Here is a 17212-nt window from a genome sequence, read left to right as displayed (position 1 = left end):
GGGCGCGCCAGTGTGCCCTGCTGACGCCCGGTCCGCACGATGCGGCTGTTTTTTTGTGAAGCCGACACCTTGCTGAAACCCTTCTCCGCCAGGACGCTGGCCACCTTGCTGATCGCGTGCGGCCCTGTGTTCGCGCAAGCACCCGTCGCGACGCCTCCCCCACCCCCCGTGATCGTGGCCACGAGCGCGCAGGCCAGCGACGACTTCGTGCTCGCGGTGCCGGGCAGCGGCACGGCGCGCCAGTCCGTGGTGCTGTACCCCGCGGTGCCGGGCGAGGTCGCCGAGGTGGGCTTTCGCCCGGGGCAGTCGGTGCGCGCCGGGCAGGTGCTGCTGCGCCTGGAGGACCGTGCCCAGCGCCTGGCCGCCGACCTGGCCTCCGCCCGGGTCGACGCGGCCCGCGCCCTGACCTTGCGCCACGAGGGCACGCGCGGCACCGGCGCCGTGCCCGAGAGCGTGGTGGACGAGGCCCGAGCGGCCTTGCGGACCGCCGAGATCGAACTCGCGCAGGCCCGCGAGGCCGTGGCCGACCGGGTGGTGCGCGCGCCCTTCGGCGGCGTGGTGGGCCTGGCCGCGGTGGAGCGCGGTGACCGCGTCACCACCGAGACAGCACTGACCACGCTGGACGACCGCCGCGTGCTGTTCATCGACTTCGAGATCCCCGAACCCCATCTGGCGCGCGTGAAGATCGGCCAGGCCGTCACGGCCACGAACCCGGCCTACCCAGGGCGTGCGTTCCAGGGCCAGGTGGCCGAGATCGACAGCCGCGTCGACCCCGTCTCGCGCAACGTGCGCATGCGCGCCGCGGTGCCCAACACCGACGACGTGCTGCGCCCGGGCATGTCGTTCCAGGTGCAGCTCGATCTCACCGGAGCAGCGCGCGTGAGCGTGCTCGAGCTCGCCCTGCAATGGGACCGCGACGGCCCCTTCGTGTGGGTGGTGCGCGATGCCCGTTCGGTGCGCGTTCCCGCGCGCCCGCTGCGCCGCACCGAAGGGCGCGTGCTGGTCGACGGCGAACTCAGGGCCGGTGAAACGGTGGTGGTGGAAGGGGTGCAGCGCCTGCGCGAAGGCCTGGCGGTGCGCGTGATCGGCAACGGTAGCGGCAACGGCAACGGCAACGGCGGCACCGCGCGCACCCGTCCATGACCGAAGACCGCGCCAACGACCTGCCGGCGCTGGCGATCCGCCGGCCCTGGCTGGTGACCGTGATCAACCTGCTGATCGTCATCGCCGGCTTCGGTGCCTGGCTGGGCGTGGACGTGCGCGAGCTGCCCAACATCGACCGGCCCATCGTGGCGGTGCGCGCCGACTGGCCCGGTGCCGCACCCGAGACGCTGGACGCCGAGGTCACGCGCGTGCTCGAAGGCGCGGCCTCCCGCGTGCCCGGTGTCTACCTGGTGCGCTCGGCCAGCGAAGAGGGCAACCTGCGCGTCATCATCGAATTCAATCCCGGGGTGGATCTGGTGAGCGCGGCCAACGACGTGCGCGATGCCGTCGCCCGCGTCGAGCGCACGCTGCCCGAAGGCGTGGAGGGCCTGACCATCGTCAAGGCCGACGCCGATGCCGTCCCGGTGATGCAGCTGGCGGTGTCCAGCCGCACGCTGGCCGTGGACGAACTCTCGCGCGCGGTGGAGGAGCGGATTGAGCCCGAGCTGATTTCGGTCGAGGGCGTGGCCGACATCACCGTCTTCGGCAGCCGCGAGCGCGTCATGCGCGTGCGCATCGACCCCCTCAGGCTCGCGGCCTACAACGTGTCGGTGAGCGACATCGCCACGCTGCTGCGCAGCGCGCGCGTCGACGTGCCGGCGGGCAGCCTGGAATCGGCCAACCAGGAGGTGCTGGTGCGCGCCAACGCCTCGGTGGCCACCCCGGAGCAGATGCGCGCGATGCGCGTGCGCCCCGGTCTCGCGCTGGGCACGGTGGCCGACGTGTACTACAGCCCGGCCGACGCCACTTCCTACGTGCGCCTGGACGGATCGTCCGTGGTGAGCCTGGGCGTCGTGCGCCAGGCACAGTCGAACAGCGTGAACATCTCCGAGGGCGTGCGGGCCGTGGTGGAGCGCATCAACCGCGATGGCGGCGACCTGCAGGTGGCGGTGGTGTCGGACGATGCCACCTTCATCAGCGGCGCGATCCGCGAGGTGCTGCTGAGCCTGCTGCTGGCCGTGGCCATCGTCGTCGCGGTGGTGGGCGCTTTCCTGGGCCAGTGGCGTGCCACCATGGTGCCCGTGGTGGCGATCCCGATTGCGCTGGTGGGCACGCTCGCGGCCATCTGGCTGCTGGGCTTCTCGATCAACCTGCTCACGCTGCTGGCGCTGCTGCTGGCCACCGGCCTGGTGGTGGACGACGCCATCGTCGTGCTGGAGAACATCCAGCGCCGGCGCGGTCAGGGTCTGGGCCCGCGCGCGGCGGCGGTGCTGGGCACGCGCGAGGTGTTCTTTGCCGTGGTGGCCACCACCGCCACGCTGATCGCGGTGTTCGTGCCTATCTCCTTCCTGCCCTCGGCGGCGGGCCGCCTGTTCGCCGAATTCGGCTTCGTCATGGCCATCGCGGTGGCCATCTCCTCGTTCGTCGCGCTCTCGCTGGGCCCGATGATCGCCTCGCGCCTGCCCGTTGATCGCGCGCCCGGCCCGGTGTGGCGCCGGCTCTCGGGCTGGGGCACGCGCGCGGTCACCATTTACGAACGCTGGCTGGCGGCTGCCCTGCGCCGGGCGTGGTGGGTGGCCGGCACCTGCGTGCTGCTGGCCGCGGCGGCGGCGGGGCTCTACACGCAGCTGAACCAGGAACTCACGCCGGTGGAAGACCGCGGGGTGCTCTCCATCCGCCTGGACGGGCCGGACGGCGTGGGCCTGTCCTACATCGACCGCCAGCTCGAAACCGCGCTGGCGGCCGTGACACCGCTGCAGGACGAGGGCCTGGTGAAGAACATCTTCACCATCACCGGCCGCTTCGATCCCCACCGCGCCGAAATCATCGCGCCGCTGGTGGACTGGGACGCGCGCGAACCGAGCCAGGCGCAGCTCACGGCCCGCGTGCAGCGCCTGCTGGACGACCTGCCCGGCGCGCGCGTGCGCATCCGCGGCGGCAACAGCCTGGGCGTGGGCGGTGGCGACGGCAGCGTGCAGATGGCGGTGACGGGCGACAACTACGACCGCATCGCCGACGCGGCCTACGCCTTTGCCGCAGCCATCGAACGCACGCTGCCGGGCCTGCGCGACGTGCGGGTGAACTACAGCGCCTCGCAGCCCCAGATCGCGATGCACATCGACCGCGAGCGGGCTGCCGAACTGGGCGTGGCCGTCGACGGGCTGGACGTGGTGCTGCGCGCCCTCGTCGATGGCACCGAAGTCACGGACCTCACGGTCAACGACCGCAACCTGCCGGTGATCCTGGAGTCGAATGCGCGCGGCGCGACCGACCCGCAGGCCTTGTTGGGCTACAGCGTGCGCGCCGCCACGCCCGCGGGCGAGCGGCTGGTGCCGCTGTCGCAGTTCGTGCGCTTCGAGGAAACGGCCATACCGTCCGAACTCGAACGCCTGGGCCAGCGCCGCGCGGTGCAGCTCAGCGCGATCACGGCCCCCGGCGTGCCCCTGCAGAACGCCGTGGACGACCTGCGCGCGCTGGCGCGCGCCGAGCTGCCCGAGGGCATGGGCCTGCTGTTCCGCGGCGACGCCGCCACGCTGGAGCAGACCGGGCGCGACGTGGCCATCACCTTCGCCATCGCGCTGGTCGTGGTGTTCCTGGTGCTGGTGGCGCAGTTCGAGAGCGTCACCAGCGCGGCGGTGGTGCTCATCACGGTGCCGTTCGGCCTGGCGGCGGCCGTCTTTGCCATGGGCCTGAGCGGCACGTCGATCAACATCTACAGCCAGATCGGCCTGTTGCTGCTGGTGGGCGTGATGGCCAAGAACAGCATCCTGATGGTGGAGTTCGCCGACCAGTTGCGCGACGCCGGGCGCAGCGTGGCCGAAGCCGCGCAGGAGGCCGCGGCCACCCGCCTGCGCCCGATCCTGATGACCATGGCCTCAACCGTGCTGGGCGCCCTGCCGCTGGTGCTCGGCAGTGGGCCCGGCGCGGAGTCGCGCGCCTCGATCGGCTGGGTCATCTTCGGCGGGCTGTCGCTGGCCGCGGTCTTCACCCTGTTCCTCACGCCCGTGGTCTACCTCGGGCTGGCCCGCTTCGCCCGGCCGCGCGCCAGCCAGGGCGAGCGCCTGGCCACCGAGATGAAGCAGGCCGCCGCGCAGCAGACGGAGGAGTTCTCATGAACGCCCCGCTGCGTGGCCTGGGTGCGGTGGCGCTGGCCCTGGGCCTGATCGGTTGCGGGACCATCGCGCCGCAGGTGGAGCCGCCCGAGGCGCCCACGCTCGGCATCACCGCCGCCGACCGCTTTGCCGCCGCGCCCGACGGCGGGGCGGCGGCCACCGACGCCGACCTGCGCTGGTGGCGCCGCTTCAACGACCCTGCGCTGGCGCACTGGGTGGAGCGCGCCCTGGCCAACAGCCCGGACACGGCGATCGCGCGCGAGCGTGTTGTGCAGGCGCAGGCCCTGCTGCAGGGTGCCAGCGCGCGGCGCGGGCCGCTCATCGGTGCGCAGGCCGCAGTGGACGCCCGCAGCCGGCGCGCCAGCGGCGAGCGCGCGCTCGACCCGAGCGCCGCCCTCACGCTGGACTGGGATCTGGACCTCTGGGGCGGCCTGCGGCAGGCCGAACGGTCGGCCGCGGCCGCCTTGCTGCAGGCCGGGGATCGGGCCCAGGCGGTGCGCCTGTCCGTCGCGGGCCTGACGGCCCGGGCCCACGTGGCCTGGCAGGAGGCCCTGCTTGACGAAGCCTTGCTCGCCGACGGCCTGGCGCTGCAGCGCGAGGCGCTGCGCGTGGTGGAGGTGCGGGTGCGCGCGGGGCTCGCGCCCCGGCTGGACCTGGACCGAGCGCAGAGCGAAGCCGCCACGCTGGAGGCCAACGCGGCCGATGCCCGTGTGCGCGTGCGCCAGTCGGCCGCGGCGCTGCAGGTGCTCGCGGGCGTTCGTCCAGTGCCCATGGACGCGCCATCGGCACAGCTGCCGGTGCTGCAGGGCGATGCCCCGTCGGCGCGCCCGATCGACCTGCTGCGCCGGCGCCCCGACCTTCGCGCGGCCGAGCGCGGCCTGGCGGTGGCCGCGGCCGACCTGGGCGTGGCGCAGGCCGAGTTGTACCCGCGGCTGCGCCTGCCAGGGGCGATCATGCTTACCTCCAGCGGGCTCGGCGGCGGCGTGCTCGACATCGTGAGCGCCACGCTGTCCGCCGTGCTGGAGGTGGCGCTGTTCGACGGTGGCGAGCGCCGTGCCGGCGTGGACGCCGCGCGATCGCGCATGGCCGAGGCCGGCGAGATCTACCGCCAGACGCTGCTGCAGGCCCTGCAGCAGGCGGAGGCGACCCTGGTCGCGGCGCAAGGCACGGCCACACGCATCCGGGCGCTGGAGCGCGCCAACGCCGCCGCCGCCTCGGCCGTGGATCAGGCCCGCACGCTCTACACCAACGGCCTGGTCGGCTTCCTCGACGTGCTGGAGGCCCAGCGCAGCGCGCTGGACACGCGCCGCGCACTGCTGCGCGCCCGGGCCGACGCGACGCGCCAGGCCATTGCCACCTTCGAGGCCCTGGGCCTGATCGATCCAGGCGAGGCCCCCCTCAGGCCGGCTGCAGCCGCCGCGCCACCGGCGCCTCGCGAATCGGCAGGTGGATGAGCGCCGCGCCCACCGCCAGCACGATGTCGATGTACCAGACCCAGTCGTAACTGCCCGTGGCCTCGAACACCTGGCCACCGAGCCAGGCACCGAGAAAACCGCCCACCTGGTGCGCCAGCATCACGATGCCGAACAGCATGGCCATGTTGCCGGTCCCAAAGAACTTGGCCACCAGCCCCACCGTGGGCGGCACGGTGGAGAGGAAGGTCAGCCCCATCACGGCGGCGAAGGTGAGCATCACCGCCTCGGTCTTGGGCGCGAGCAGGAACACCAGCACGGCCAGCGCGCGCGACGCGTACACGAGCGAGAGCAGCGACTTCATGCGCCAGCGGCCCACCGCCCAGCCCATGGCCAGGCTGCCGACGATGTTGAACAGGCCGATCACGCCCAGCGCCCAGGCACCCACCGGCGCGGGCAGGCCGCACGCGGCGACCACGCCGGGCAGGTGCGTGGCCAGAAACGCCACGTGAAAGCCGCAGACGAAGAAGCCGGCCGACAGCATCAGGTAGCTCGGGTTGCCCAGGGCAACGCGGATCGCCTCGCCCGCCGGCAACGCGACGGCTGCCGGCGGCGCGCCGGCTGTGGCCGCCGGGCCGGGCCCGCGCAGCACCCAGGCCGCCGGCAGGGCCAGCAGCACGAGCAGGGCCAGCGCCTGCATGGCACCGGCCCAGCCCAGGCCCAGCGTGAGCGCGGCGGCCAGGGGCGCCATGAGGAACTGGCCGAACGAGCCGCCCGCGTTCACGATGCCGGTGGCCATGCCCCGGCGCTCGGCCGGGATCAGGCGCGCGGTGGCGGCCATCAGCACCGACGGCCCGGCCATGCCGGCGCCCCCGGCTGAGAGCACGCCAATGGCCACGATCAGGCCCCAGGTGCTCGTCATGAGAGGCGTGATGTAGGTGCCCAGCGCCACCAGCAACACGCCCGCCAGCAGCACCCGCCCGGCGCCAATGCGGTCGGCCACGGCACCGGCGAAGGGCTGCGTGAGGCCCCACCAGAGCTGGCCGAACGCAAAGGCCAGGCTGATGCTGCCCACGCCCAGGCCGGTGGCCGTGTTCAGCGGCGACAGAAAGAAGCCCATGGTCTGGCGTGTGCCCATGGTGAGCGCAAACGTGCCGGCCGCGGCCAGCAAGACCAGCCACCACACATAGGGCACGCGCGCGGGTGCCGGGGTCGTTGTTTCAGTCTTCATGGGCATCCTCCTCGTGAAACGCCGCCAGCCCCTGGTCCAGCAGGTCGTGCAGCGCCACCACCGTGGCGGCGCCAAGCTTGTGATTGAGCGCGAGCTGCGCGGACTTCCAGCGGCGCTGCGCCTGGCGGCGCGTCTCGCGCCCGGTGTCGGTGATGTGCACCGTGCGGCTGCGCGCGTCGGCACCCTCGCCCATCGACAGCCAGCCCGCCGCGATCATGGGTTGCAGGTTGCGCGTGAGGGTGGATGCGCTCATGTCCATGCGCCGCGCCAGCTCGCCGGGCGCCAGCGGCCCGAGCCGGTCCACGTGCGAGAGCAGCGAATACTGCGTGATCTTCAGCCCTACGCCCGCGAGGTGCTGGTCGTAGTGCTGGGTCACGCGGCGCGTGAGCTGGCGCAGCTTGAAGTTGGTGCAGCCCACCGGGGTCGGCGCTGTCACGTGGGTGTCGGCGTTCATGCAAATATTGTATCTACAATATTTGCATCAGCACATATCCACAGGAACCGACATGACCACCGAAGAAACCCTGGCGCAATGGAACCAGCAGTACGACGCCGTCGTGCAACGCCTCAAGGCCGGCGTCGGCGTGGGCCTGGCCAACCCGGCCGACCTCGCCGGGCTGTCCGGCATGCAGCAGATGCAGGCCATGCTCGAGGGCCGCCTGCCCTACCCCCACATCGCCGACACGCTGGACTTCTCGCTGGTGGAAATCGGCGAGGGCCGCGCCATCTTCCAGGGCCAGCCGCAGCTCAAGCACTACAACCCGCTGGGCACGGTGCACGGCGGCTGGTACGCCACGCTGCTGGACTCGGCGCTGGGCTGCGCGGTGCACACCGTCATGCCGGTGGGCCGCGCCTACACCACCGCCGAGCTGGGCGTGAACATCGTGCGCGCGGCCTCGTTCAAGAGTGGGCCGCTGCGCGCCATCGGCACCGTCGTGCACGCCGGGCGCCAGCTGGCCACGGCCGAGGCGCGCATCGTCGGGCCCGACGGCAAGCTCTATGCCCATGCCACGACCACCTGCCTGGTCTTTGAAGTGCCGTCAAAATAGCGCGCATGCGACTTCTTCACACCATGCTGCGCGTGGGCAACCTCCAGCGCTCGATCGATTTCTACACCCAGGTGCTGGGCATGCAACTGCTGCGCACCTCCGAAAACCCCGAGTACAAGTACTCGCTGGCCTTTGTGGGCTACGAGGGCAACCCGGCGCAGGCCGAGATCGAACTCACCTACAACTGGGGCACCGAGAGCTACGAACTCGGCACGGCCTACGGCCACATCGCCCTGGGCGTGCCCGACGCCTACGCCGCCTGCGAAAAGATCAAGGCGGCCGGCGGCAACGTGACGCGCGAGGCGGGCCCGGTCAAGGGCGGCACCACGGTCATTGCCTTCGTGACGGACCCGGACGGCTACAAGATCGAATTGATCCAGGAGAACTCGCGCAGGCATGGCGTCTGACGCCGCTGCGATCGTCAAAGCCACCGGCTTGCAGGTCAGGCCGGCGAAAACGCCTCAGCCGGCTGGCGCCACGGTCAGCCCCCGGCGAACCAGCCGTGGCGGATCCTGAAAGTCGCGGAAGCTCCCGCCGCCTACCCGATCGAGCCAGGCATCGGCCCGCTCCCGATCCGTGCCTTCCAGCGCCCGGTACGCGTCCCTCGCCCGCTGCAGCATCCACAGGCTGTAGGGTCGAATGACCCTTTCTCCGCGTACGCCCTCCAGCTCGAAAGCGTGCTGGCCGATCATGCGCGGAACCTCGGTTTGCGGATGATCGGCCAACCATTCACACAACCGCTGGGCGCTGTCGGCCAGCACCGACATCTGTTCTCTCATCTGCCGGCGCACGATGGGATCCAGCGTGGCGGGGACTTCATCGCCGTCCAGAAAGTCGCCGCCCCGTGGCGCGTCCTGGGTCTCCAGCCTCTGGATCCAGCGCACCACATTCGGAGCGATGCGGCGCATCAGTTCGCCGCTGGCTGGATCGCGGTACTGGTGGGCGTAGAGCGGCCCATAGAGACCGATGTCCGCCATGGAAGGCCTCGTGCCCAGCGTGTAGGGCATGACCTGAAAATGGGCATTGAGCTCGGCCAGCAAGGCCTCGTAGGATCGCTCGACAGCCGCCTGCATCTGGGGTGTGGCCGCGCCGAGCAACACCGCGGCCTGGGAGAACGGGCCCGCCCGCCGCACGCCGATGGCCCACTGCTCGTCCGGCGACGCGTCCGGCAGGCTGAGTTCACCGAAGGCTCGCATGGCCCAGTCGCGGTTGTGGTGCCAGCGGTAGTGCATCGCTGGAATGACCAGCCACTCGTCGCCGTACAGCTCCATCAGCGCGGCAAACAGTCGCTGCAGCCCGCCGGGCGGCGTGATCGACGGCGCACCGTGGCGCAACTCCAGGGTGTCGATGATGTCCGTGCTGTCCTGCAGGGTTTCGCCGGCGTCGGTCACCACGATGGGTATCACGGGAAACCCGACCCGCGGCACCACGACGTTGCGGTAGATCTCGGCCGTGGACAACACCTCTTCGTAGGGAATGCCCTTCCAGTCCAGGTAGGCGCGCACCTTTCCCGTGAAGAAGCTGATCGGTGCGCCATACAGTGTGTAGCGGGTCATGGGAGCGATGGATTCCGGTGGGACATCGCCGCCGATGCTGCCTCATGGGCCGGTCTGCCCGCGTCCCCTGTGCGTCAAAGAGGCTCACCCGAGGGGGTGCACCGCTCGGCTCGCTGGTGCGAGCTACCAACAAAAAAGCCGGCGCGAAGCCGGCTTTTTCGTCAGGCGCGTGCACGCCGCGTCAGGGTGCGATCATCACTTCCACGCGGCGGGCCTCGGCGTTGTTGCCGCTGCCCGTGGTCTGCTCGGGCTTCTTCAGTTCCATCGCGCTCTCGGCCACGCCCGCACCCGCCAGGGCGTCGCGCACCACCATCGCGCGCTGCTTGGCCAGCTCGGCGTTGAAGGCCGGGTCGCCCGTGGCGTCGTGAAAGCCGGAGATCACCAGCTTCCTGCCCGCCTTGGCGGCGTCGATGGCTTCACCCAGCGCATCGAGCGCACCCGAGGCCAGGTCGGACTTGCCGGACGCGAAATAGAACTTGACCACGCCGTTTTCCACCACGACGCTGGCGTCGTCCGCGCCCATCGGCAGGGCAGCCGGGGCGGCGGTGGTGGGGGTGGGCATGGCCATGCCGGATGCGCCGGCACCACCGCGCGATGCCTGCACGCCGATGCCCACCGCCAGGCCCACCGCCAGCACCACGGCCGCCATCAGCACAAAAGCCATCACGCGGATTTCGGGATCATCGTCCTGAGAAGACATGGGTCACACTCCGTGAAGAATAATGAGAAGCAACTGGACAAAGATTGTAGATGGCCGACCGTGACACCCTGAAGGCGCGAACCGCCCACGACCCCGCCTTGCGCGACGGCGCGGCGATGATGGCGCAGACGCTGGCGCAGTGGCGCGCACAAGGCCCGCGACCCGACCTCTGGGTGTTCGCCTACGCCTCGCTGGTCTGGCGCCCCGACTTCGAAGCGGCCGAACAACGCCCGGCGCGCGTGCGCGGCTACCACCGTTGCCTGGAGATGTGGAGCCGCGTCAACCGCGGCACCTACGAATGCCCGGGCCTGGTGTTCGCGCTCATGCCCGGTGGCAGCTGTGCCGGCCTCGCGCTGCGCGTGCCGCACGAACAGGTGGAGGCGCTGATGCCGGTGCTGTGGGCGCGCGAAATGCCCAACCCGGTGTACGACCCCAAGTGGCTGCGCTGCGAAACCCCGCAGGGGCCGGTGCGCGCGCTGGCGTTTACGCTCTCGCGCCACAGCCCCAGCCACACCGGCCGGCTCAGCGACGAACGCTACCGCGAGATCTTCGCGCGCTCCTGCGGGCGCTATGGCACCACGCTGGACTATGCGCGCCAGACCTTCGAGGGCCTGCTGCACCACGGCATCCATGACCGTGCGCTGCGCAAGCTGCTGCTGCTGGCCGACGACGCGGCCGTCAAGCCCGACCCACACCCCGCTCCTATACTGCCCGCATGAATATCGCCGACCTGCGCAAGAGCTACGAAAAGGCCGAACTCAGCGAATCGGCCTCGCACGCCGACCCGTTGCAGCAGTTCGACCAGTGGCTCAACGAAGCCATTCGCGGTGAGGTCCCCGAACCCAATGCCATGACCCTGGCCACCGTGGGCTCCGATCTGCGGCCCAGCACGCGCGTGGTGCTGGTCAAGGGCTACGACGAACGAGGCATCGTCTGGTACACCAACTATCACAGCCGCAAGGGCCGCGAGCTCGCAGGCAATCCGTTCGCGGCACTGCAGTTCCACTGGGTCGAGCTCGAGCGCGTGGTGCGCATCGAAGGCGTGGTGGAGAAGGTCAGCGACGAGGAAAGTGACGCCTACTTCCACAGCCGGCCGCTGGACAGCCGCATCGGCGCCTGGGCCAGCCCGCAGAGCGAGGTGATCGACAGCCGCGCTGTGCTGGTGACCAACGCGGCGAAGTACGGCGCGCAGTTCCTGCTCAAGCCGCCGCGCCCACCGCACTGGGGCGGCTACCGCCTCAGGCCCGACCACTGGCAGTTCTGGCAAGGCCGCAAGAGTCGTCTGCACGACCGCCTGCGCTACACGCTGCAGGCCGATGGCGGCTGGCTGCGGGAGCGGCTGGCGCCCTGAACGCCCGCCTTCGTTGCTCAGCCTGCAAGCGGCCGGCGCTGCAGCCCTTCGAGCAGTTGGCGAAAGCCCGCCACCGCCTTCCTTGAGGTTTCCCCTGGATCGGTGGAGCTCGCGATCCAGGTGGCCGCATGGCTGCTGGCGCCATTGATCAGGTGCGCCAGCGCTTCGGGGTCCGCATCGACAAGCACACCTTCGGCCTTGAGCGAGGCCAGGCTTTCCGTGAGCGCGGCGATGCATCCCTTGGCGGTGGGCCGCTGCGAGATGTCCCCCAGCACCGCCGGTCCGTCGCGAAACATGATGCGCTGGATGTCGGGCTCGAGCGCCATCTCGATGTAGGCGATCCACTCGTCGACCACTCCCTGCCAGCGGTTCGGAGCGCGGGCAGAGATGGCGTCCAGGCGCACGGTCATCTCGGCATCGATCTCGTCGATCACGGCCTGCAAAAGGCCCTTCTTGTCACCGAAGTGGTGGTAAAGGGCGCCGCGGGTCAAACCCACGGCGGCGGTGAAGTCGTCCATGGACGCATCGGCGTAGCCGACGGTCCCGAACGCCTGGCGCGCCGCCGCGATCAGCTTGGCGCGTGTCTCGGCAATCATTTCCTGACGCGGTTTTCGCATTCGCACCTCCATACCCACACATACGACGCGTATATCCGTTGATATACGCGTCGTATGCAAATAACATACGCCACGTATTTTAACGCTTCATCCCTTTTTCCAGAAATTGTTCAGATGTCGAACCCGTACACAAGAATCTTCAGCGAACCCGGGGCCAAGGGTTTCTCCGCCGCGGCATTTTTCGGCCGGCTTCCCCTCGCCATGGCACCCATCGGCATCGTTGCCATGTTGTCGCAGGCCCGGGGCGAGTACTGGCTGGCCGGCGCCGTGTCGGCCATGTATGCCATCACCAACGCGTTTCTGTCGCCGCAGATCTCGCGCCTGGTCGACCGGTTCGGCCAGACCGCGGTCGCCCTGCCGGCAACCGCCATCTCGGCGGTTGCCTTCCTCTTGCTGATGCTGGCGGTCCACCTGGACTGGCCGACCTGGACCCTGTTTGCCGCCGCGATCGGCGCGGCCACGATGCCCAGCCTTTCCGCGATGGTCCGCGCCCGCTGGAGCGAGTTGTTCCGGGGCCGGCCGGAGCTCAATACCGCCTTCGCCTTCGAGTCGGCGGCCGACGAACTCATCTATATCGCGGGTGCTTCGCTCTCGGTGGGCCTGGCCGCGGCGCTCTTCCCCGAAGCGGGCGTGCTCGCGTCGACCGCCTTCCTGGTGCTGGGCACGGCGGCCTTCCTGGTGCAGCGCAAGACCGAGCCCAGGGTGCGGCCCCTGGACCCCCACGGCCCGCAAGGCTCGGCCATTCGGCTGCGCGCGGTGCAGATCGTCACGCTGACACTGGTCTTTGTGGGTGCGATCTTCGCGACGGCCGAGGTCAGCGCCATCGCCATCACCAAAGAACTCGGCCAGCCCGGCGGCGCCAGCATCGTGATCGGCGTCTATGCCGCCGGGTCCTTCGTGCTGGGCCTGGTGATGGGCGCGCTCCAGTTGAAGCTGCCGTTGCAGCGACAGCTGCTGATCGCCGTCAGCGTGCTGGCGATCACCGCGCTGCCGCTCCTCGTTGCCGGCTCCTCGGTGGCCCTGCTCGCCACGGCCGTGTTTCTGAGCGGCATTGCCGTGTCCCCCACCTTCATCACCACATTTGGCCTCATTGAGCGCCGCGTGCCCGAGTCCATGCTGACCGAGGGTGTGACCTGGGTCATGACCGGCATTGGCATCGGGATGGCGCTGGGCGCTTTCACCACGGGCTGGGTGGTGGACCACTTCGGCCCGCGCAACGGCTTCTGGGTGTCCGTGGTGGCGGGTGCCGCCGCCGTCCTGACCGTGGCCCTGGGTCAGCGCACGCTGGCCGGTGAGCGCGCCACGCCTGCATCCTGCCCCGGCGGCGCGCTGGCCAAGTGACGCAGAAGACCTTCAGCCGCGCTGCGGCTGGCAGGGCGCAATGGGTTGCCCGGCCACCGCGTCCAGGGCTTCCCTGGACACCCGCCCCGGCGCGATCTCGTGCAGTGGCACGAGCACGAACGCGCGCTCCCACATGCGCGGGTGCGGCACGGTGAGCGTCAGCGATTGAATGCGGGAATCGCCATACAGCAACAGGTCCAGGTCCAGCGTGCGCGGGGCGTTGCGGTAGGGACGTTCGCGGCCAGCCGCCTGCTCCAGGGTCTGCAATGCGTCGAGCAGTGCGGGCGCTGTGAGCGTGGTGGTGATGTCGGCCACGGCGTTGAGGTAATCCGGCCCGCTCGACTCGATCGGCGCGGTGCGGTACAGGCTGGAGGTCTTCCGCACGCGCACACCGGGCACGGCGGCCAGCGCGGCCAGTGCGGTCTGAAGGGTTTGCGTGGCGTCGCCCAGATTGGCACCGAGTGCGACGAACGCGACCACCTCGGGTCGCGTCTCGGCCTCAGTCGGCGACCGGTCCGCTGCCGCCTGCATCGCCGCCCTCCGCGCCTCCGCCCTCGCCGCGCGCGGACGCGCCTGGCTTGCGGCGCCGGCGGCGGCGCTTCTTCGCGGGCGCGGACCCTTCGGCCAGTGGTGCGCCGGACGCGCCCTCTTCATCCTCGCCACCGGCTTCGTCGTCGCTGATGTCGGCCGCGCGCCAGCGCGGATCGTCCGCGGGCGGCGCGTCGGCACCGGCCGCCCGGGCCGGGTGGTCGGTGTCTGTGCGCTTCACGCGCCGGGCCTTGCCGGCGCCGGGCTTGCCCAGGTTTTCGCGGCGCTGCGCATCGACCATGTCCTCGCGCATGTCGTCGCTGGCCATGCTGAAGGTTTCCCACCAGTGGGAGAGTTCTTCCTCCACCTCGCCCACCTGCGCGCGCAGGCGCAGGAAGTCGAAGCCGGCGCGAAAGCGCGGTTGCTCCACCAGCGTGAAGGGCGTGGTGCCCACGCGCTTGTCGAAGCGCGGCTGCATCATCCAGATCTCGCGCATGTCCGCGCCCAGCTTGCCTCGGCCCGAGACGTCGCCGATGCGCGCCTCGAAGGCTTCGTCCACCGCGTCCTGCAGTGCCGCGAACGGAGGCGGCGGGCGCTGGCCCGGGCGCGGCGTCAGGCGCTGGCTCCAGCCCTTGCGCACGTCGGCCCACAACACGCAGGCCAGCAGGAAGCTCGGCGCCACTGGCTTGCCCTCGCCCACGCGGCGGTCGGTATCCTGCAGCGCGAGCTTGACGAATTCGTCGTCCGCGCGCTGCACCACCACGTCCAGCAGCGGGTAAATGCCGGTGCCCAGACCCACAGCCTTGAGCTGCGCCACGCTGGCCAGGGCGTGCCCGGTCTGCAGCAGCTTGAGCATTTCGTCGAACAGGCGGCTTTGCGGTACGTCGGCCAGCAGCGTGTGGGACGACGCCAGCGGGGCCAGCGTCTTCGCGTCGAAGGTGAAGCCCAGGGCGTTGAGCTTGGCGGCAAAGCGCACGGCGCGGATGATGCGCACCGGGTCTTCGCGGTAGCGGGTGGCGGCGTCGCCGATCATGCGCAGGGTGCGCTTCTTCGCGTCGCGGATGCCATGGTGGAAGTCGACCACGGTCTGCGTTTCCGGGTCGTAGTACATGGCATTGATGCTGAAATCGCGCCGCGCCGCGTCCTGCTCGATCGGACCCCAGACGTTGTCGCGCAGCACCCGACCACTGGCGTCGACCGCGTGCTTCATGCCGGCGAGCTCGCCCTTGGATGTGCGCTCGTTGCCGGTCACCTGTTCGGATGCGGCGGCATCCATGTAGGCGCGGAAGGTCGAGACCTCGATGACTTCGTGTTCGCGCCCGCGGCCATAGATCACGTGCACGATGCGAAAGCGCCGCCCGATGATGAAGGCGCGGCGGAACAAGCCCTTGACCTGCTCGGGTGTGGCGCTGGTGGCCACGTCGAAATCCTTGGGGCGCAGGCCGAGCAGCAGGTCGCGCACTGCGCCACCCACCAGATAGGCCTCGAAACCTGCCTGCTTGAGCGTGTGCACCACGTCCAGCGCGCGCTGGTCCACCAGCTTGGGGTCGATGCCGTGCACGCTGGCCGGCACGTCTTCACGCTTGCCGAAGGGATTGGCGCGGCGGCCGCCGGAGGTGGCGCTGGTCTTGCCCAGCAGCCGGTCGATGAATTTCTTGATCATTCAAATAGGTTCAATGTGCGCCAGCCCCGCTCGAGGGCGATGGCGCGGAGCCGGGCATCCGGGTTGGTGGCCACGGGCTCGTGCACCCTTTCCAGCAGCGGCAGGTCGTTGATGGAGTCGCTGTAGAAGGTGCTGTGCTCCACGCGCGACCAGTCCAGCCCGCGCGCGGCCAGCCATTGTTCCACACGGGCGGTCTTGCCCTCGCGGAAGGACGGCGTGCCGCGGATCGCCCCGGTGGGCTCACCCCGGTCGTCGCGCTCGAGTTCGATGGCGATCAGCTCGTCCACGCCGAAGGCGCGGGCGATCGGGCGGGTGACAAACTCATTGGTGGCGGTGACGATGAGCACGGTGTCACCGGCGGCCTGGTGCTGGCGCACCAGCGCGCGCGCGGGCTCACCCATCGCCGGCGCGATGACTTCGTGCATGAAGCGCTCGTGCGCCTTCTGCGCCACGGCCAGGCCTTGCTCGCGCACCGCCTCGATGGCAAAGCGCACGTACCGCTGGATGTCCAGCGTGCCGGTCTTGTAGTCGTTGTAGAAGCGGTCATTGGCCTGCGAGAACACTTGCGCATCGCGCCAGCCGAGCTTGACGGTGAATTCGCCCCAGGCGTGGTCGGAATCGAGCGGGATCAGGGTGTGGTCCAGGTCGAACAGGGCCAGTCTCATACGTTCATTCGTCTTCCAGCATGGATTTGATCAGCGGGATGGTGATGGCGCGCTGGGTGCGCAGCGCGTAGGCGTCGAGCTGGTCGAGCAGCATCATCAGGCTGGAGAGGTCGCGCGAGAAGCGGCGCAGCATGTAATCCATCACCTCGTCACCCAGGAACACGCCGCGGTCGTCGGCGGCGCGCCGCAACACGGAGCGGCGTTCGGTTTCGCCCAGGGCCTGCAACTGGAACACATGGCCCCAGCCCAGGCGGGTGCGCAAGTCTTCGCGCAGACGCAGGTCGGCTGGGGGGCAAGTCGCGGCCGCCAGCACCCAGCGGGCGGGTCCGTGGGCCGGGTTCTGGGCGTTGACGAACCAGTTGAAGGCCGCGGCCTGCTGGGCCGCGGTGTACAGGTGGCAGTCGTCGAGCAGCACGGCGTCCCACTGGTCGTCGAACTCCACCGGGTCGTGCGTGCCGGCGTCGAGCCAGCCGACACGCCCACCCTGCTCGCGCAGCGCTTCGTTCACGGCGCGCAGCAAGTGTGTCTTGCCGCTTCCGCCTTCGCCCCAGAGGAAGGTGGGCACGGGCGAGCGCATGGGGTTGTCGGCCCACAGGCGCAGGTGCTCCACGGTGGCTTCGTTGCCGGCGCGGACGAAATTGGACAGCGTGGGCACCGGCGCGAAGCCGATGTCCAGTGCCAGTTGTTTCATCGGGTGTGGCCCGGTGCTCATGTCTCGGTGCACCCGGACAAGATGGAGCGCTGTCTCGCGACCGCAATCAAGCCCCCCGGCAAGGCACGATTCAGGAGGGAGGGCAGGCACATGGGGAGGGGCTGGCGAAATGGACGGGTCGCGGGAGCGAA

17 protein-coding genes are annotated in these 17212 nt (G+C 70.2%); 8 read left to right on the top strand and 9 right to left on the bottom strand.

Annotated elements, in window-relative coordinates:
- Positions 1-69 precede the first annotated feature (69 nt).
- From AB7P10_RS06560 to AB7P10_RS06550, 3 genes are read left to right on the top strand one after another with little or no spacing between them, the layout of a single operon-like run.
- Entirely contained in the window at positions 70-1143 is a 1074-nt protein-coding gene (locus AB7P10_RS06560; protein ID WP_428293029.1) for an efflux RND transporter periplasmic adaptor subunit, read from the top strand.
- Positions 1140-4259, top strand: coding sequence for an efflux RND transporter permease subunit (locus AB7P10_RS06555; RefSeq protein ID WP_428293028.1), 3120 nt, complete (start codon positions 1140-1142; stop codon positions 4257-4259). The genes AB7P10_RS06560 and AB7P10_RS06555 overlap by 4 nt, the downstream gene beginning before the upstream one ends.
- Positions 4256-5710: an efflux transporter outer membrane subunit gene (locus AB7P10_RS06550; RefSeq protein ID WP_428293027.1), complete on the top strand. Its 1455-nt coding sequence runs from the start codon at positions 4256-4258 to the stop codon at positions 5708-5710. Before AB7P10_RS06555 ends, AB7P10_RS06550 begins: the two co-directional genes overlap by 4 nt.
- On the opposite strand, the gene AB7P10_RS06545 is transcribed toward AB7P10_RS06550, so the two are convergent.
- Positions 5655-6899: an MFS transporter gene (locus tag AB7P10_RS06545; RefSeq protein ID WP_428293026.1), complete on the bottom strand. Its 1245-nt coding sequence runs from the start codon at positions 6897-6899 to the stop codon at positions 5655-5657. The genes AB7P10_RS06550 and AB7P10_RS06545 overlap by 56 nt on opposite strands.
- Positions 6889-7353 (bottom strand): MarR family winged helix-turn-helix transcriptional regulator, encoded by a 465-nt coding sequence (locus tag AB7P10_RS06540; RefSeq protein ID WP_428293025.1) that lies wholly within the window; start codon positions 7351-7353, stop codon positions 6889-6891. Before AB7P10_RS06540 ends, AB7P10_RS06545 begins: the two co-directional genes overlap by 11 nt.
- 52 nt (positions 7354-7405) lie before the next feature.
- Here AB7P10_RS06540 and AB7P10_RS06535 point away from each other — a divergent pair, with 52 nt between their 5' ends.
- A complete protein-coding gene (locus AB7P10_RS06535; protein WP_428293024.1) occupies positions 7406-7948 on the top strand; it encodes a PaaI family thioesterase in 543 nt (180 codons plus the stop codon).
- Positions 7949-7953: 5 nt separating this feature from the next.
- The gene (gene gloA, locus AB7P10_RS06530) at positions 7954-8355 is read left to right on the top strand and encodes a lactoylglutathione lyase (protein WP_428293023.1); all 402 of its coding nucleotides are present in this window, start codon (positions 7954-7956) and stop codon (positions 8353-8355) included.
- A gap of 54 nt (positions 8356-8409) precedes the next feature.
- Here the strand turns inward: gloA and AB7P10_RS06525 are convergent, their stop codons facing one another.
- Positions 8410-9504 carry a glutathione S-transferase gene (locus AB7P10_RS06525; RefSeq protein ID WP_428293022.1) on the bottom strand — a complete coding sequence of 365 codons (1095 nt, stop codon included), beginning with the start codon at positions 9502-9504 and terminating at the stop codon, positions 8410-8412.
- Between the two features lie 181 nt (positions 9505-9685).
- Entirely contained in the window at positions 9686-10204 is a 519-nt protein-coding gene (locus tag AB7P10_RS06520; RefSeq protein WP_428293021.1) for an OmpA family protein, read from the bottom strand.
- A gap of 50 nt (positions 10205-10254) precedes the next feature.
- Between AB7P10_RS06520 and AB7P10_RS06515 the strand changes: the two genes are divergently transcribed.
- Both AB7P10_RS06515 and pdxH read left to right on the top strand, forming a co-directional pair.
- A complete protein-coding gene (locus AB7P10_RS06515; protein WP_428293020.1) occupies positions 10255-10923 on the top strand; it encodes a gamma-glutamylcyclotransferase in 669 nt (222 codons plus the stop codon).
- Positions 10920-11555, top strand: coding sequence for a pyridoxamine 5'-phosphate oxidase (pdxH, locus tag AB7P10_RS06510; RefSeq protein WP_428293019.1), 636 nt, complete (start codon positions 10920-10922; stop codon positions 11553-11555). Before AB7P10_RS06515 ends, pdxH begins: the two co-directional genes overlap by 4 nt.
- A 17-nt stretch (positions 11556-11572) precedes the next feature.
- Here pdxH and AB7P10_RS06505 read toward each other — a convergent pair whose 3' ends face one another.
- Positions 11573-12172, bottom strand: coding sequence for a TetR/AcrR family transcriptional regulator (locus AB7P10_RS06505; protein WP_428293018.1), 600 nt, complete (start codon positions 12170-12172; stop codon positions 11573-11575).
- A 201-nt stretch (positions 12173-12373) separates the two neighbouring features.
- On the opposite strand from AB7P10_RS06505, the gene AB7P10_RS06500 reads away from it, so the two are divergent.
- On the top strand, positions 12374-13513 hold the full coding sequence (locus AB7P10_RS06500; protein ID WP_428293017.1) for an MFS transporter: 1140 nt from the start codon (positions 12374-12376) through the stop codon (positions 13511-13513).
- Between the two features lie 12 nt (positions 13514-13525).
- Here the strand turns inward: AB7P10_RS06500 and folK are convergent, their stop codons facing one another.
- The 4 genes from folK to hda are packed head-to-tail and all read right to left on the bottom strand — an operon-like array spanning position 13526 to position 17060.
- On the bottom strand, positions 13526-14044 hold the full coding sequence (gene folK, locus AB7P10_RS06495; protein ID WP_428293016.1) for a 2-amino-4-hydroxy-6-hydroxymethyldihydropteridine diphosphokinase: 519 nt from the start codon (positions 14042-14044) through the stop codon (positions 13526-13528).
- Positions 14013-15704 carry a polynucleotide adenylyltransferase PcnB gene (gene pcnB, locus AB7P10_RS06490; RefSeq protein ID WP_428293015.1) on the bottom strand — a complete coding sequence of 564 codons (1692 nt, stop codon included), beginning with the start codon at positions 15702-15704 and terminating at the stop codon, positions 14013-14015. Before pcnB ends, folK begins: the two co-directional genes overlap by 32 nt.
- Positions 15701-16369 carry an HAD family hydrolase gene (locus tag AB7P10_RS06485; protein ID WP_428293014.1) on the bottom strand — a complete coding sequence of 223 codons (669 nt, stop codon included), beginning with the start codon at positions 16367-16369 and terminating at the stop codon, positions 15701-15703. The genes pcnB and AB7P10_RS06485 overlap by 4 nt, the downstream gene beginning before the upstream one ends.
- A gap of 4 nt (positions 16370-16373) precedes the next feature.
- The gene (hda, locus tag AB7P10_RS06480; protein ID WP_428293095.1) at positions 16374-17060 is read right to left on the bottom strand and encodes a DnaA regulatory inactivator Hda; all 687 of its coding nucleotides are present in this window, start codon (positions 17058-17060) and stop codon (positions 16374-16376) included.
- Between the last annotated feature and the right edge of the window lie 152 nt (positions 17061-17212).

Origin of the sequence: Hydrogenophaga sp., assembly GCF_050182545.1 — a bacterium.
Taxonomy (GTDB): domain Bacteria; phylum Pseudomonadota; class Gammaproteobacteria; order Burkholderiales; family Burkholderiaceae_C; genus Hydrogenophaga.
This window is presented reverse-complemented; position numbering and strand designations above follow the sequence as displayed.

What these genes read in the sequence shown, in the direction of transcription:
- pdxH (WP_428293019.1), top strand. Translation starts at nt 10,920, where the DNA reads ATGAATATCGCCGACCTGCGCAAGAGCTACGAAAAGGCCGAACTCAGC.
- AB7P10_RS06520 (WP_428293021.1), bottom strand. Translation starts at nt 10,204, where the DNA reads ATGTCTTCTCAGGACGATGATCCCGAAATCCGCGTGATGGCTTTTGTG.
- AB7P10_RS06525 (WP_428293022.1), bottom strand. Translation starts at nt 9,504, where the DNA reads ATGACCCGCTACACACTGTATGGCGCACCGATCAGCTTCTTCACGGGA.
- AB7P10_RS06515 (WP_428293020.1), top strand. Translation starts at nt 10,255, where the DNA reads ATGGCCGACCGTGACACCCTGAAGGCGCGAACCGCCCACGACCCCGCC.
- AB7P10_RS06540 (WP_428293025.1), bottom strand. Translation starts at nt 7,353, where the DNA reads ATGAACGCCGACACCCACGTGACAGCGCCGACCCCGGTGGGCTGCACC.
- gloA (WP_428293023.1), top strand. Translation starts at nt 7,954, where the DNA reads ATGCGACTTCTTCACACCATGCTGCGCGTGGGCAACCTCCAGCGCTCG.
- AB7P10_RS06555 (WP_428293028.1), top strand. Translation starts at nt 1,140, where the DNA reads ATGACCGAAGACCGCGCCAACGACCTGCCGGCGCTGGCGATCCGCCGG.
- pcnB (WP_428293015.1), bottom strand. Translation starts at nt 15,704, where the DNA reads ATGATCAAGAAATTCATCGACCGGCTGCTGGGCAAGACCAGCGCCACC.
- hda (WP_428293095.1), bottom strand. Translation starts at nt 17,060, where the DNA reads ATGAAACAACTGGCACTGGACATCGGCTTCGCGCCGGTGCCCACGCTG.
- AB7P10_RS06485 (WP_428293014.1), bottom strand. Translation starts at nt 16,369, where the DNA reads ATGAGACTGGCCCTGTTCGACCTGGACCACACCCTGATCCCGCTCGAT.
- AB7P10_RS06545 (WP_428293026.1), bottom strand. Translation starts at nt 6,899, where the DNA reads ATGAAGACTGAAACAACGACCCCGGCACCCGCGCGCGTGCCCTATGTG.
- AB7P10_RS06505 (WP_428293018.1), bottom strand. Translation starts at nt 12,172, where the DNA reads ATGCGAAAACCGCGTCAGGAAATGATTGCCGAGACACGCGCCAAGCTG.
- folK (WP_428293016.1), bottom strand. Translation starts at nt 14,044, where the DNA reads ATGCAGGCGGCAGCGGACCGGTCGCCGACTGAGGCCGAGACGCGACCC.
- AB7P10_RS06500 (WP_428293017.1), top strand. Translation starts at nt 12,374, where the DNA reads ATGGCACCCATCGGCATCGTTGCCATGTTGTCGCAGGCCCGGGGCGAG.
- AB7P10_RS06535 (WP_428293024.1), top strand. Translation starts at nt 7,406, where the DNA reads ATGACCACCGAAGAAACCCTGGCGCAATGGAACCAGCAGTACGACGCC.
- AB7P10_RS06550 (WP_428293027.1), top strand. Translation starts at nt 4,256, where the DNA reads ATGAACGCCCCGCTGCGTGGCCTGGGTGCGGTGGCGCTGGCCCTGGGC.